The organism is Pseudomonas chlororaphis subsp. chlororaphis, from assembly GCF_003945765.1.
Taxonomy (GTDB): Bacteria; Pseudomonadota; Gammaproteobacteria; order Pseudomonadales; family Pseudomonadaceae; genus Aquipseudomonas; species Aquipseudomonas chlororaphis.
The window spans coordinates 4792148-4804966 of record NZ_CP027712.1; the positions used below are offsets into that span (position 1 = coordinate 4792148).

The following is a 12819-nucleotide window of genomic DNA, read 5'->3' on the forward strand; positions in this document are numbered from 1 at the left end:
TTCGCGCTGCCGGCCCGAAGCCGGCAGCGCGATTCACGTTCAGAGGGTTGCGGTACGGGTATTCAGCCATTCCAGCGCCGCGCCCTGCAGCAGCGGACTCAGGCGCCGACGCACTTCAGCGTGGTAGGCGTTGAGCCACTCACGCTCGTCCTGGGTCAGCAGTGAAGGTTCCAGGCAGCGGCTGTCAATCGGGCACAAGGTCAGGGTTTCAAACTTGAGGAACTCGCCGAATTCGCTAGTGCCTGCCTCACGGTTCATCGCCAGGTTTTCGATGCGTACGCCCCAACGGCCCGGACGATAAGTACCCGGCTCGATCGAGGTGATCATCCCTGGCTGCATCGCGGTTTGCGGTGCTGGCGCCGCCTGATAGGCGATCACTTGCGGGCCTTCGTGGACATTGAGGAAATACCCCACGCCATGACCGGTGCCGTGCCCGTAATCCACGCCTTCGGCCCAGATCGGCGCGCGGGCGATGGCGTCCAGCAACGGCGACAGGATGCCCCGCGGGAATTGCGCCCGGGACAAGGCGATCACGCCCTTGAGCACCCGCGTGCAATCGCTCTTCTGCTCGGCACTCGGGGTACCGACCGGGACCATGCGGGTGATGTCCGTGGTGCCGCCCAGGTATTGGCCGCCGGAATCGATCAGCAGCAGGCCATCGCCTTCGATCACCGCGTGCTCTTCTTCGGTGGCGTGGTAATGCGGCATCGCGCCATTGGCGTTGAACGCAGCGATGGTGTTGAAGCTCAGGGACACATAACCGGGGCGACGGGTGCGCGCCGCGGTCAGGTGCTCGTCGATGGTCAGCTCGGTAATGCGTTCACGGCCCCAGGCCGACTCCAGCCAGGCGAAGAATTCGCAAAGCGCCGCACCGTCCTGCTCCATGGCCTGGCGGATATGCTCGGCGTCGGCCAGGCTTTTGCGGGACTTGGCCAAGGTCGTCGGATTCAGACCCTCCAGCAGCTTCACACCGTTCCCAAGGTTATCCAGCAAACCGACGGTAACCCGCGCCGGATCCACCAGCAGGCTGGCGCCGTCGGAAATCGCACTCAGGGCCGCGGCCACTTCGCTGTAGTCACGCAGGGTGATGCCGTCCTGTTCCAGCACGGCACGCAAGGCGTCATCGACTTTGCTCAGCGCCACGAACAGCGTCGCCTGCTGTTGGCTGATCAGGGCGAAGGAGACGAACACCGGGTTGAACGAGACATCGCCGCCGCGCAGGTTGAACAGCCAGGCGATGTCGTCGAGGGTGGCGATGAAATGCCAGTCCACGCCTCGCTCTTTCAGGGTTTCGCGCAGCTTGCCGAGCTTCTCGACCCGGCCGACCGTGGCCTGGGGCGGCAAATGCTGGTAGATCGGCTGGTCCGGCAGGCTCGGGCGGTCGCTCCAGACTTCGTTCAGCAGATCGATATCGGTGCGCAGGCGAGCACCGCACTCCTGCAGCTTGTTGCCCAGGGTACGCGCCGAAGCCAGCGCCATCACCGCGCCGTCGACCGCGACCACGCCCCCTTCCGGGGTCTGTTCGGCCAGCCAGTCCAACGGGCCGGGCTGGCCCGGCAACAGTTTGACCAACTCGATGCCGCTGCCCTTGAGTTCCTTGGTCGCCTGTTCCCAATAACGGCTATCGGCCCAGACCCCGGCGAAATCCGCCGTCACGATCAGGGTGCCGACCGAACCGTGAAAACCCGACAGCCACTGCCGGCCTTGCCAGTAACCGGGCAGGTACTCCGACAGGTGCGGGTCGGCCGACGGCACCAGCAGGGCATGAATGCCCTCGCGGTTCATCAGCTCGCGGGTGCGCGCCAGGCGCTGGGGGACCACTCCATTGGTCAAGGGCTGCGTACTCATTGTGTCTCCTGCTACCAGGTCAATCATTGTTATTGGATCCCGAGGGCATCGACCCTCAGGGTTGGGCAACCGCCCAGAACGTCGGTGCACTGGCGGATGAAGCCTTGATCAGCTGGACGGCCTGATCGATGTCCTGCTCGGTGGTGAAACGCCCCAGGCTCAGGCGGATAGTCCGCCCCGCCGCCCGGGCGTCGAGCCCCAGCGCCAGCAACACATGGGACGGCGCATTGCTCGCCGAGTTGCAGGCCGAGGTCGCGGAAAACGCGATGGAGGCACTCAGGGCCGTCGGGTTGAACTCCCCTTCACCGAAGGTGAGGCTCAAGGTATGGGGAATGCGCTGGGCCGGACTGCCGTTCAGGCGCAGCCCCGGCACGTCGGCCAATTGTTCGAGCAGACGCTCGCGCAGACAGGCGATGGTCGCCGCTTCTTCGTCGAAATGTTCGGCGGCCAGGGCAAAGGCGGCGCCCATGGCGGCAATCTGATGGGTCGCGAGCGTCCCGGAGCGCAAGCCGCCTTCATGGCCGCCGCCGTGGATCTGCGCCTGCAAGCGCTGCTGCGCGCGCGGGCCGACGTAGAGCGCGCCGATGCCCTTGGGGCCGTAAATCTTGTGGGCGGAAAAGGACATCAGGTCCACCGGCCACTGCGCCAGGTCGATCGCCGCCTTGCCCGCGCCCTGGGCCGCGTCGACATGCAGCAGCGCCCCGCGCTCGCGGACCACACGGCCAATGCCCGGGATGTCGTTGAGCGTGCCCAGTTCGTTATTGACCAGCATCAGCGACACCAGGAAGGTGTCGTCGCGCAGGGCCTCGCTGACCGCCTCGGGCGTGATCAGCCCGTCGCTGTCCGGCACCAGGTAAGTCACGGCCACGCCGGCAGCCTGCAACTGGCTGGCGGTGTCGAGAATGGCCTTGTGTTCGATCTGGCTGGTGATGATGTGCCCGCCGGAGATGACCCGGGCCTGGGCCACGCCCTTGAGCGCCAGGTTGTTGGATTCGGTGGCGCCGGAGGTCCAGACGATTTGCTCGGGCGCCGCGCCCACCAGTTGGGCGACCTGCTGGCGCGCCAGCTCGACGCTGCGCCGGGCCTGTTGGCCGAAGGCGTGGGAGCTGGACGCCGGATTGCCGAAGTTACCGTTGAACCCCAGACATTCCACCATCACCTGAATGACTCGCTCGTCCACCGGCGTGGTGGCGGCGTAGTCGAAATAGAGAGGACGTTTATTCATCGCAAAAATACCCGCAGAGCCTGTTCCAGGATCAAGGTTCGCTCGGTGCCGAACGCTGATACGCGCCCTTTCGGCAACGCAAAAACGGCAGACCGTCAGCAATACCCGATCGGATGCAGTTAAAGAAGGACAACTTCATTTAAAAGTGCGTAGGAACGCTCCCGAGGGGCAGCTTAACAGGCTCCGGGAGCCGGGTTAAGCAAGGTTCGGCCAGGGGGCCGAAGAACAAGGCGCAAGGCGGGGAAAATCATCACAGGTTTTTGCCGACGCTCACCGGCAGTCCGTCAGCCTGCGCAGGCAAGGCCATGGCAGATCGACAAATCAGCTGGCCCGGCCATGCAGGGTCACGCTGTGCTCGGCGTTCATCTCGCCCTGCCGGTCGAAACCGAAGGTCCGTTGCGGGGCAAGCAGCTCGGCCTTCTTCTGTTGGTATTCGTCAAAGGACAGCCCGCGCCGGTTCAGTGCTTCCAGCGCCAGTTCGCGGGTTTCCTCGGCGGTATAGGGACGCGACTCCGGGCCAGGCTGGCTGGCACAACCGGCCAGCACCGCAGTGGCGACAAGCAAGGAAAAGACAAGCGAACGGTTCATGGCAAAGCTCCTGGATCTGGGCTGCGAGGCAATGGACACAGGCTACCGTCGCCCTTACCGGGACAGAAATCATCACGCTCGATAGTGGCTATCGATTCCCCCTATCGCCGCCCATCAGAGCCTCGCATATACCTAAAAGACCTATAAATATGGAAATAAAGTATTTTTTAGGAATATCAGTAAGCCTTTATAACAGGCCCATCGCGCCGCCTGCTGTTGCCTGAGCAACTGTTCGCCAGGCAACAGCCAATCAACAAAACAGTGTCATCCCAACAACAGCCCGCTCCTGCAACAGCGCCACAAGCCCCGCCACTCAAGGCTTTGCGTCGCTGGTACAGCTCTTGCTCAAGCCCTGGGACTACTCACTGCTCGTTGAGCCCTGTTCAACAAAGGAACTGATCATGTCGCGTCCATTAAAAGTCGTTGCTCTGTCCGGTGGAACCTGGCGCCCCTCGCGCACCCTGGTGCTGACCCAGGCGCTGCTCGCCGAACTGGCGGGGCAATTGCCGATCGAGAGCACGCTCATCGAACTGGGCGACATCGCCCGCCCCCTGGGCGCGGCCCTGTCCCGCCAGGAGCTGGCCGCGGAAGTCGAAGCGCAGTTGCAAGCCATCGAAAGCGCCGACCTGCTGATCGTCGCAGCGCCCGTGTACCGCGGTTCCTACCCGGGCCTGCTCAAGCACCTGTTCGACCTGATCGACCTCAACGCGCTGATCGACACCCCGGTGCTGCTGGCCGCCACCGGTGGCAGTGAACGTCACGCCCTGGTGCTCGATCACCAACTGCGGCCGCTGTTCAGTTTCTTCCAGGCCCTGACCCTGCCCATCGGGGTCTATGCCACCGAGGCCGACTTCGCCAACTACCAGATCACCAGCGAGCCCTTGAAGGCCCGCATTCGCCTTGCGGCAGAACGCGCCGCGCCGCTGTTCGGCGTGCATCCGAAAAATCTGCTGAAAATCGCTTAAGGACCTGTCATGGATGTTTTCTGGTTTCTTCCGACTCACGGCGACGGCCATTACCTGGGCACCACCCAGGGCGCGCGTCCGGTCACCCTCAACTACCTCAAGCAAGTGGCCCAGGCCGCGGACAGCCTGGGCTATCACGGCGTACTGATCCCCACCGGGCGTTCGTGCGAAGACTCCTGGGTGATCGCCTCGGCGCTGGTGCCCCTGACCGAACGCCTGCGCTACCTGGTGGCGATCCGTCCGGGGATCATCTCGCCGACCGTCTCAGCGCGCATGGCCGCGACCCTCGACCGGCTGTCCAACGGCCGCCTGCTGATCAACGTGGTGACCGGCGGCGACCCTGACGAGAACCGTGGCGACGGCAGCTTCCTCAGCCACAGCGAACGCTATGAAGTCACCGACGAATTCCTGAGGATCTGGCGCCGGGTGCTGCAAGGCGAAGCCGTGGACTTCGAAGGCAAGCATCTGCATGTGCAGAACGCCAAGGCCCTGTACCCGCCGGTGCAGAAACCTTACCCGCCGCTGTATTTCGGCGGGTCCTCGGACGCCGCCCATGACCTCGCCGCCGAACAGGTAGACGTGTACCTGACCTGGGGCGAACCACCGGCCGCGGTCGCCGAGAAACTCGCCGACGTACGCGAACGGGCCGCCCGCCATGGCCGCACGGTGAAGTTCGGTATCCGCCTGCATGTGATCGTGCGCGAAACCGCGGAAGAGGCCTGGAAGGCCGCGGACAAGCTGATCGAACACATCAGCGACGACACCATCGCCGCCGCGCAGCAATCCTTCTCGCGCTTCGACTCCGAGGGCCAGCGGCGCATGGCCGCCTTGCACGACGGGCGGCGCGACAACCTGGAAATTGCCCCCAACCTCTGGGCCGGCGTCGGCCTGGTACGTGGCGGCGCCGGCACCGCGCTGGTGGGCAACCCTGAGCAGGTGGCGGCGCGGATCAAGGAATACGCGGACCTGGGGATCGAGAGCTTCATTTTCTCCGGCTACCCGCACCTGGAAGAAGCCTACCGCTTTGCCGAGCTGGTGTTCCCGCTGCTGCCGGAGCCCTACGCCAGCCTGGCCGGACGTGGCGTGACCAACCTCACCGGGCCGTTCGGCGAAATGATCGCCAATGACGTGTTGCCGGCGAAAGCGGCTGGAGGCTGATAGCCGTGGCGGCCTGCTGCCCGGGTCGCCCGACAGAACGCTATCGCGGGCAAGAACTGAGCGTCCCCCTGCTCCTACAGAAACAATCTGCGACTTGTCCGCTCTTCCCGATAGCCCACCGATTTCACGGCCCAATAACCGGCCCCAAACGAGGAACACCGCGTGACTGCCAAGCCGCAAAGCGCCTTGTTGTCCCCCTTGCAGACCGCCCGCCAGCTGGCGGCCGAGTTTGCCCTGACCGCTGTCGAACGCGACGAACGCGGCGGTACCCCGAAAGCCCAGCGCGACGCCCTGCGCCAGAGCGGCCTGCTGGCCCTGAGCATTCCCACCCAGTACGGCGGCCTCGGCGCCAGCTGGAGCGAGACCCTGAACATCGTCCGCGAGTTCGCCAAAGTCGACAGCTCCATCGCCCACGTCTTCGGTTTCCATCACCTGATGCTGGCCACCGTGCGCCTGTTCGCCCGCCCGGAACAATGGCAACCCTGGTTCGAACAGACCGCGCGCAAGAACTGGTTCTGGGGCAACGCCCTCAACCCGCTGGACACCCGTACCGTGGTGAAGAACCTCGGCGGCTGGCGCGAGTTTTCCGGCAAGAAAAGCTTCTGCTCCGGCGCCAGCGATTCGGAAATGCTCATCGCCTCGGCGGTCGACGAAAGCAACGGCGGCAAGCTGCTGATCGCCGCCATCCCCAGCGGCCGCAGCGGCATCACCCTGCACAACGACTGGAACAACATGGGCCAGCGCCAGACCGACAGCGGCAGCGCCAGCTTCGAGCGGGTGCGGGTCGAGGAATCGGAACTGCTGCTGGACCCGGGGCCCTTGAGCACGCCCTTCGCCTGCCTGCGCCCACTGATCGCCCAACTGACCTTCACCCACATGTTCCTCGGCATCGCCGAAGGGGCGTTTGAAGAAGCTCGCCAGTACACCCTCACCGAAACCCGGCCCTGGCATAAGTCCAGCGCGCAGGAGGCTTATCAGGACCCATATGTGCTGGGCCATTACGGTGATTTCTGGGTGGCCCTGGAAGGCATGCGCCTGTTGGTGGAGCGCGCCGCGGAGCTGCTGGACAAGGCCTGGGCCAAGGGGCCGAACCTGAGCGCCGAAGAACGCGGTCACCTGGCCACGGCCATCGCCACCGCCAAGGTCGCCACCACGCGCCAGGGTCTGGAGCTGTGCAGCCGCCTGTTCGAGGTCACCGGCGCCCGCTCCACCCACGCCTCCCTGCGCCTGGACCGGCATTGGCGCAACCTGCGCACGCAAACCCTGCACGACCCGGTGGATTACAAACTCCATGAGTTGGGTGACTGGGCCCTGAACCAGTCCCTGCCGACCCCGACTTTCTATTCCTAGCCTTCTGTTCCCGGAGCTTGTCCATGCAGCTTTTGACCCTACCGCCCTCGCCGGCCCTGGCCACCTCGATCCGGGCCACCGCCCAGGTGTTCGAAGACCCGAAATCCCAGGCCTTGCTGGCGCATCTGCAGCAGGTCGCGCCGAGCGAGGCCAGCGTGTTGATCATCGGCGAAACCGGTACCGGCAAGGAGCTGGTGGCGCGCCATATCCACAACCTCAGCGCCCGACGCAACCGGCCCTTCGTGGCGGTGAACTGCGGCGCGTTCTCCGAGTCGCTGGTGGAGGCCGAGCTGTTCGGCCATGAAAAAGGCGCCTTCACCGGGGCCCTGAGCGCCAAGGCCGGCTGGTTCGAAGAGGCCAATGGCGGGACCCTGTTCCTCGACGAAATCGGTGACCTGCCGATGGCAATCCAGGTGAAGCTGCTGCGGGTGCTGCAGGAGCGCGAAGTGGTGCGCCTGGGTTCGCGCAAAAGCATTCCCATCGATGTGCGGGTGCTGGCGGCGACCAACGTGCAACTGGAGAAAGCCATCAACGCCGGGCATTTTCGCGAGGACCTGTACTACCGCCTCGACGTCGTCAGCCTGGAACTGAGCCCGCTGCGCGAGCGCCCCGGCGACATCCTGCCGCTGACCCGGCACTTTATCGAAGCCTACAGCCAGCGCCTGGGCTACGGCGCCGTGACCATCAGCAGCGAGGCCGAGCACAAGCTGCGCAGCTACAGTTGGCCGGGCAATATCCGCGAACTGGAAAACGTCATCCACCACACCCTGCTGATCTGCCGCGACGGCGTGATCGAGCGCGACGACCTGCGCCTGTCGAACATGCGCATCGAGCGCCAGGACGACAGCCACCACAGCCATGACGACTCAGCCGAAGCCCTGTTGGAGCGGGCCTTTCACAAACTCTTCGAAGAGCAGGCCGGCGCCCTGCATGAAAAGGTCGAGGACGCGCTGCTGCGCGCGGCCTACCGCTTCAGCCATTACAACCAGGTGCACACCGCCAACCTGCTGGGCCTGAGCCGCAACGTCACCCGCACCCGGCTGATCAAGATCGGCGAACTGGCGGTGAACAAGCGCCGCCCACCGGAAAAACCCGGCCAGCACGAGCGCACCCTGCAACTGTCGATCTAGCTGGCCAGACGGCAGTGCAGCGCGTTGTCCGGGCTGCGCTCGATGCTGCGCACCACCTGGAACGAGCCGAAGGTCACGGTCTTGGCCTGGTAGGCACGCAGCAGTTGCCAGAAATCCTGTTCGCCCTTCTCGAAACTCTGGAAGGCCGCCTCGCCGGCTTCCCGGGTTTGCCATTGCAGGTAGTTGAGCACCCGCCGGCCGTCCTCGCTGGCCTGCACGCTGCCACTCAGGAAACCCGGGTAGCCCTGGGCCAGGCGTTCGGTCTGCTCGGACAGCGCCGACACCAGGCCGGATTGTTGATGGGGTTCGGTTTCGAATTCGATCAATTGCGTAAAGCTGCGGTTTTGCGCAAACGCGTGCATGGCAAGTCCCCACTGACGGATAAACGGAATCTTGTGATTCGAAGTTCCGCAGGGTAAAACCTCCAGTTAAGTAAAGGTCAAGCGACTTTTGCTCATTCCCCACCCGCAGGAGCACTGCATGCCCAGCCCCGAAACCGTGCACAAGGAACTCACCGTCGGCCAAGTGGCTGCCCGCAGTGGCGTCGCGGTCACCGCCCTGCACTTCTATGAAACCAAGGGGCTGATCAAGAGCAACCGCAACGCCGGCAACCAGCGCCGTTATCCGCGGGAAGTGCTGCGCCGGGTGGCGCTGATCAAGGTGGCGCAGCGCCTGGGCATTCCCCTGGCCGAGATCGGCCAGGCCCTGCGCAGCCTACCGGACCACCGCGCGCCGACGGCCGCCGACTGGAAGCGGCTGTCCGAGCAGTGGAGCCAGGAGCTGGATGAGCGGATCAAGCAACTGACCCTGCTGCGCGACCGCCTCAACGGCTGCATCGGCTGCGGTTGCCTGTCGATGCAAGACTGCCCGCTGCGCAACCAGGGCGACCAGCTGGGCGAACGCGGCCCGGGCGCGCGATTGCTGGAAACCGACTGAGCGGCGGCACGACGTTTTCCCCAGCCCGACCGCAGCCTGTGGCAGCGGCTGCACCTCTTCTCCTGATCGCCGGATCACTGTTGCCAGGCGAACACCTCGTCAGCTCAAGCCAGGCAGTGGACTGCCCGGGCCTATAGTGAACCGACCGGAAAACCGGCCAGGTTCACTTCGACAAACCCATGACAAGAAAGGAGAACCGAGATGAGCGTCAAACCCATCCCCGAGGGTTACCCCAGCATCACGCCCTACCTGGGGATTACGCAGGCTGCCGAGGCTATCGAGTTCTACAAGAATGCCTTCGGCGCCATCCAGGTCATGCGCCTGGACATGCCCGACGGCAGCGTCGGCCATGCCGAGCTGCGCATCGGCGACTGCCCGATCATGCTGGGAACGCCCTGCGATCAAGGGCCACTGAGCAATCCCGACCAATCACCCTCCGTCGGCCTGCACCTGTACGTCAACGATGTCGACAAACAGTTCGCCCAGGCCATCGCCGCTGGTGGCCAGGTGGTGTCCGAGGTCAAGGACCAGTTCTACGGCGACCGCAGCGGCACCCTCAAAGACCCGTTCGGCCACCTGTGGTTTCTCGCCACTCGCAAGGAAGACCTGAGCGAAGAGCAGATCAAGCAACGGGCCGTGGAGATGTTTAAACAGCAGGGATAAGCGCTGTGCCTGAAAACCGTTGATCGTGGGCCAGCCTCGCGCGCTTCTTCTGTAGGAGCGAGGCTTGCCCGCGATAGCCTCCCCCGGACCGTCCCCCTGCCATTGGTCGCGCGGAAACATTTACTTTCATATCGTCTTTCGGGATTTACGATTCTCATTCGTCTTAATTAGATGCAGCAGGTCGCGTTGGCGAAGGTTACGCCGCGGGTTTCTCTCCGGGCTTACCAGCCGCCCGCGGCTCCACTCCTCGAATCAAGACGCGTGCTCAATGTCGAAGAAGTCCCGCTCGAAAATCTGGTTTCTCGTTCACAGCTGGCTGGCCCTGCCCATCTGGTTCTTTGTGCTGATCGTTTGCGTCACCGGCACCCTGGCCGTGGTCAGCCAGGAAATCGTCTGGCTGGCCAACCCCGACATCCGCGCCAGCAAACCCACAGGCGACGCCCAACCGCTGAGCTACGACCAGATCGTCAAAGCCATCAAGCAGGCCGAACCGCAGACCCTGGTCGAAAGCATCAGCACCCCCGACGAAGCGCATTTCGCCCTGACCGTGGGCGTCAGCTACCCCGATGGCCGTTCCGTCGAGGTCTATGTCAACCCCTACACCGGCGTCATCCAGGGCGTCAGTCCGCAATTCAACTTCCAGGCCTTCACCCGCGCCCTGCACGGCTGGTGGCTGGTGCCTTTCACCAACGGCTACAGCTGGGGCTGGTACCTGGTATCGCTGCTCGGCCTGCCGATGCTGGCCTCGCTGGTCACCGGCCTGGTGGTCTACAAGAAGTTCTGGAAGGGTTTCCTCAAGCCGACCCTGCGCCTGCGCCACGGCGCGCGGATTTTCTGGGGCGACTTCCATCGCCTGAGCGGTATCTGGTCGATCTGGTTCATCGCGGTGATCTCCATCACCGGCACCTGGTTCCTGATCCAGGCGATTCTTGGCGACAACCAGATCACCCTTTCCAGCGAACCCATAGTTCCGGTGATCGCCCGCGAAAGCGTGCCGACCTCCGCCGACGGCAGCCCGGCGCCGATGATCGGCGTCGATGAAGCCATCCGCATCGCTACCCAGCAGATCCCGGGGTTCGAGGTCAGCTTCGTCATGCTGCCGAGCAATGCCTACAGCCACCTGTTCATTGGCGGCCGCGGCTGGTACCCGCTGATGTACCAGACCGCCAACCTCAATCCTTACAGCGGCTCGGTCGATACCATGCACCTGCTGTCCCATCGCTCGGCCCTGGAGTTCGTCACCGAATCCATGCGTCCGCTGCACACCGGTGATTTCGGCGGCATCTGGATCAAGCTGATCTGGTGCTTCTTCGGCCTGCTGCTGAGCATGATGGTGCTCAGCGGCCTGCTGATCTGGACCAAACGCACCGCCCTGGCCACCGCCGCGGCCCTCAAGCGCAGCACCAAGACACCACGTCCCGCCCTCGCCCAGCGCCCGGTTGCGGCCCTGCACAGCGACACGCCGGAGGGCAACCTGTGAGCAAGACAGACAACCCAATGCCGGTTTCGCCCCTGCGCCAGTTCTGGCTGAAATGGCGTTTCCACCTGAACATCCTGCTGTTGCTGATCCCCCTCGGCTTCATGCCCAAGTACTTCGCCGACGCGGCGCTGGCCCGTGGCGACAGCGGCCTGGGCGAACGCGAGGTGGGCGAGGTGCAGGTCGGGCCCTGGAGCCTGCGCCTGGCCGAACTGCGCAACCAAGCGCCGCAACTTCAGGGGCCAGCCGGCTATATGAAGGGCTTCAATGCCGCCCTGTGCGACGCCTGCATCGACCAGGTCAAGGCCACCTACCTGCGCATCGGCAAACCCCGCAGCCTGCGCGCCGCCGGGGTGATCTTCTTCGGCACCCCGTACCGCATGGGGGCCAGCCTGCCCGTTCCGGAAAAGACCAAGGCCGACGCCGAGCTGTGGATAACCATGGAAGGCTGGGACGGCAGCATGCACCAGGCAGCCATCCCCCTGGGCCAGGCATCCCCGGCCACTCTCGCCTGGCTGAACCAACAAGGAGGCAAACCATGATTGCTGTACCCACCCCCCGCCTGCGCCCGCTCGGTGCCGGCGCACTCCTGCTGGCCAGCGCCCTGTTCAGCGGCGGCGCCCTGGCCCACAACCCGATGTGCGAGTGCAAGCAGATCGACGGCGAGCAGATCCGCTGCACCGGCGGCTTCTCCGATGGCAGCGGCGCCCCGGGGGTGACCCTGGACGTGATCGGCTACGACGAAACCATCCTGGTGCCCGGCAAACTGGGCGCCGACTCCACCCTGACCTTCAAAAAACCCGACGCCGAGTTCTACGTGCTGTTCGACGCCGGCCCCGGCCACGTGGTCGAGATCGACCAAGCCGACATCGAGGCCCCATGAACACCTCCACCCCCCAAGTCGTGCGCCCGGCCGGCGCCGGCCATGAAACCCTCTACGTCCTGCTGCTGTGCCTGTTGATCCTCAGCGTGGCCGGCACCGTGGTGCTCTGGCGCGGCGAAACCAGCGAAGTAGCCAGCATCGACAGCCATCAACTGGACGCCCGCCGCGACCTCACCGCAGGTGAACAGGGCCTGTACGCCGACCTGCGGGTGACCCTCGACGAAATCCGCCTGCTGCGCGAAGAAGCCCAGGCCCTGCCAGCGCCCGAACAACTGGCCGAGGAAGGTTTCGCGCCCTTTGCCCAGGACGCCAGTTCGGTGAGCCGTGGCGGGCATGCCTGGCAACTGCGGCAACAGGCCTATGTCGGCCTCAGCCAGAACAATCAAGTGGCCGGCTCCTTCCTGATGCGCATCGCCGCCGACCCGGCCGCCGCCCCGGACATCTGGCTCAACCGCGGCCCGTCCCTCGCCGCCCCCGACGACCTCAGCGACGCCGCCCTGGCCAGTGCCGGCTGGCAGCCGGTGGTCGCGCAATTCGATGCCGGAGTGACCCGCCAGCATCGCCACTGAACCCACGCATTCACCGAGAGAAGACCG

General features: G+C 64.7%; 14 protein-coding genes. 10 read left to right on the forward strand and 4 right to left on the reverse strand.

The window, feature by feature from the left end; translation table 11 throughout:
- Window positions 1-39: 39 nt before the first annotated feature.
- The 3 genes from C4K27_RS21475 to C4K27_RS21485 form a co-directional block, all read right to left on the reverse strand.
- Window positions 40-1848 carry an aminopeptidase P family protein gene (locus C4K27_RS21475; RefSeq protein WP_053262104.1) on the reverse strand — a complete coding sequence of 603 codons (1809 nt, stop codon included), beginning with the start codon at window positions 1846-1848 and terminating at the stop codon, window positions 40-42.
- 55 nt (window positions 1849-1903) lie between these two features.
- Window positions 1904-3073 carry a cysteine desulfurase family protein gene (locus C4K27_RS21480; RefSeq protein WP_053262105.1) on the reverse strand — a complete coding sequence of 390 codons (1170 nt, stop codon included), beginning with the start codon at window positions 3071-3073 and terminating at the stop codon, window positions 1904-1906.
- A gap of 321 nt (window positions 3074-3394) precedes the next feature.
- Window positions 3395-3661 (reverse strand): hypothetical protein, encoded by a 267-nt coding sequence (locus C4K27_RS21485; protein WP_009044883.1) that lies wholly within the window; start codon window positions 3659-3661, stop codon window positions 3395-3397.
- A 401-nt stretch (window positions 3662-4062) separates the two neighbouring features.
- On the opposite strand from C4K27_RS21485, the gene msuE reads away from it, so the two are divergent.
- From msuE to C4K27_RS21505, 4 genes are all read left to right on the forward strand, one after another.
- The gene (gene msuE, locus C4K27_RS21490; RefSeq protein ID WP_007930411.1) at window positions 4063-4626 is read left to right on the forward strand and encodes an FMN reductase; all 564 of its coding nucleotides are present in this window, start codon (window positions 4063-4065) and stop codon (window positions 4624-4626) included.
- A 9-nt stretch (window positions 4627-4635) separates the two neighbouring features.
- The gene (gene ssuD / locus C4K27_RS21495; protein WP_053262106.1) at window positions 4636-5784 is read left to right on the forward strand and encodes an FMNH2-dependent alkanesulfonate monooxygenase; all 1149 of its coding nucleotides are present in this window, start codon (window positions 4636-4638) and stop codon (window positions 5782-5784) included.
- Window positions 5785-5946: 162 nt separating this feature from the next.
- Entirely contained in the window at window positions 5947-7134 is a 1188-nt protein-coding gene (locus tag C4K27_RS21500; protein WP_007930413.1) for an acyl-CoA dehydrogenase family protein, read from the forward strand.
- A gap of 23 nt (window positions 7135-7157) precedes the next feature.
- Window positions 7158-8264 (forward strand): sigma-54 interaction domain-containing protein, encoded by a 1107-nt coding sequence (locus tag C4K27_RS21505; protein ID WP_053262107.1) that lies wholly within the window; start codon window positions 7158-7160, stop codon window positions 8262-8264.
- Here C4K27_RS21505 and C4K27_RS21510 read toward each other — a convergent pair.
- Window positions 8261-8626 (reverse strand): antibiotic biosynthesis monooxygenase, encoded by a 366-nt coding sequence (locus tag C4K27_RS21510; protein ID WP_007930415.1) that lies wholly within the window; start codon window positions 8624-8626, stop codon window positions 8261-8263. The two genes, C4K27_RS21505 and C4K27_RS21510, sit on opposite strands and share 4 nt — an antisense overlap.
- A gap of 118 nt (window positions 8627-8744) precedes the next feature.
- On the opposite strand from C4K27_RS21510, the gene soxR reads away from it, so the two are divergent.
- The 6 genes from soxR to C4K27_RS21540 all read left to right on the forward strand — a co-directional run bounded on the left by soxR (window position 8745) and on the right by C4K27_RS21540 (window position 12792).
- Window positions 8745-9200, forward strand: coding sequence for a redox-sensitive transcriptional activator SoxR (soxR, locus tag C4K27_RS21515; protein ID WP_053262108.1), 456 nt, complete (start codon window positions 8745-8747; stop codon window positions 9198-9200).
- A 201-nt stretch (window positions 9201-9401) separates the two neighbouring features.
- Window positions 9402-9863 carry a VOC family protein gene (locus C4K27_RS21520; RefSeq protein WP_053262109.1) on the forward strand — a complete coding sequence of 154 codons (462 nt, stop codon included), beginning with the start codon at window positions 9402-9404 and terminating at the stop codon, window positions 9861-9863.
- A 268-nt stretch (window positions 9864-10131) separates the two neighbouring features.
- The gene (locus tag C4K27_RS21525; protein WP_053262110.1) at window positions 10132-11343 is read left to right on the forward strand and encodes a PepSY-associated TM helix domain-containing protein; all 1212 of its coding nucleotides are present in this window, start codon (window positions 10132-10134) and stop codon (window positions 11341-11343) included.
- Window positions 11344-11360: 17 nt separating this feature from the next.
- Window positions 11361-11882, forward strand: coding sequence for a PA2404 family protein (locus C4K27_RS21530; protein ID WP_053262111.1), 522 nt, complete (start codon window positions 11361-11363; stop codon window positions 11880-11882).
- Window positions 11879-12223, forward strand: coding sequence for a hypothetical protein (locus C4K27_RS21535; RefSeq protein WP_053262112.1), 345 nt, complete (start codon window positions 11879-11881; stop codon window positions 12221-12223). The genes C4K27_RS21530 and C4K27_RS21535 overlap by 4 nt, the downstream gene beginning before the upstream one ends.
- Window positions 12220-12792 (forward strand): DUF6162 family protein, encoded by a 573-nt coding sequence (locus tag C4K27_RS21540; RefSeq protein WP_053262113.1) that lies wholly within the window; start codon window positions 12220-12222, stop codon window positions 12790-12792. Before C4K27_RS21535 ends, C4K27_RS21540 begins: the two co-directional genes overlap by 4 nt.
- Window positions 12793-12819 lie beyond the last annotated feature (27 nt).

Coding starts and splice junctions, on each gene's coding strand:
- ssuD (WP_053262106.1), top strand. CDS start 4,636: ATGGATGTTTTCTGGTTTCTTCCGACTCACGGCGACGGCCATTACCTG.
- C4K27_RS21475 (WP_053262104.1), bottom strand. CDS start 1,848: ATGAGTACGCAGCCCTTGACCAATGGAGTGGTCCCCCAGCGCCTGGCG.
- C4K27_RS21480 (WP_053262105.1), bottom strand. CDS start 3,073: ATGAATAAACGTCCTCTCTATTTCGACTACGCCGCCACCACGCCGGTG.
- C4K27_RS21530 (WP_053262111.1), top strand. CDS start 11,361: ATGCCGGTTTCGCCCCTGCGCCAGTTCTGGCTGAAATGGCGTTTCCAC.
- C4K27_RS21525 (WP_053262110.1), top strand. CDS start 10,132: ATGTCGAAGAAGTCCCGCTCGAAAATCTGGTTTCTCGTTCACAGCTGG.
- msuE (WP_007930411.1), top strand. CDS start 4,063: ATGTCGCGTCCATTAAAAGTCGTTGCTCTGTCCGGTGGAACCTGGCGC.
- C4K27_RS21520 (WP_053262109.1), top strand. CDS start 9,402: ATGAGCGTCAAACCCATCCCCGAGGGTTACCCCAGCATCACGCCCTAC.
- soxR (WP_053262108.1), top strand. CDS start 8,745: ATGCCCAGCCCCGAAACCGTGCACAAGGAACTCACCGTCGGCCAAGTG.
- C4K27_RS21535 (WP_053262112.1), top strand. CDS start 11,879: ATGATTGCTGTACCCACCCCCCGCCTGCGCCCGCTCGGTGCCGGCGCA.
- C4K27_RS21510 (WP_007930415.1), bottom strand. CDS start 8,626: ATGCACGCGTTTGCGCAAAACCGCAGCTTTACGCAATTGATCGAATTC.
- C4K27_RS21485 (WP_009044883.1), bottom strand. CDS start 3,661: ATGAACCGTTCGCTTGTCTTTTCCTTGCTTGTCGCCACTGCGGTGCTG.
- C4K27_RS21540 (WP_053262113.1), top strand. CDS start 12,220: ATGAACACCTCCACCCCCCAAGTCGTGCGCCCGGCCGGCGCCGGCCAT.
- C4K27_RS21505 (WP_053262107.1), top strand. CDS start 7,158: ATGCAGCTTTTGACCCTACCGCCCTCGCCGGCCCTGGCCACCTCGATC.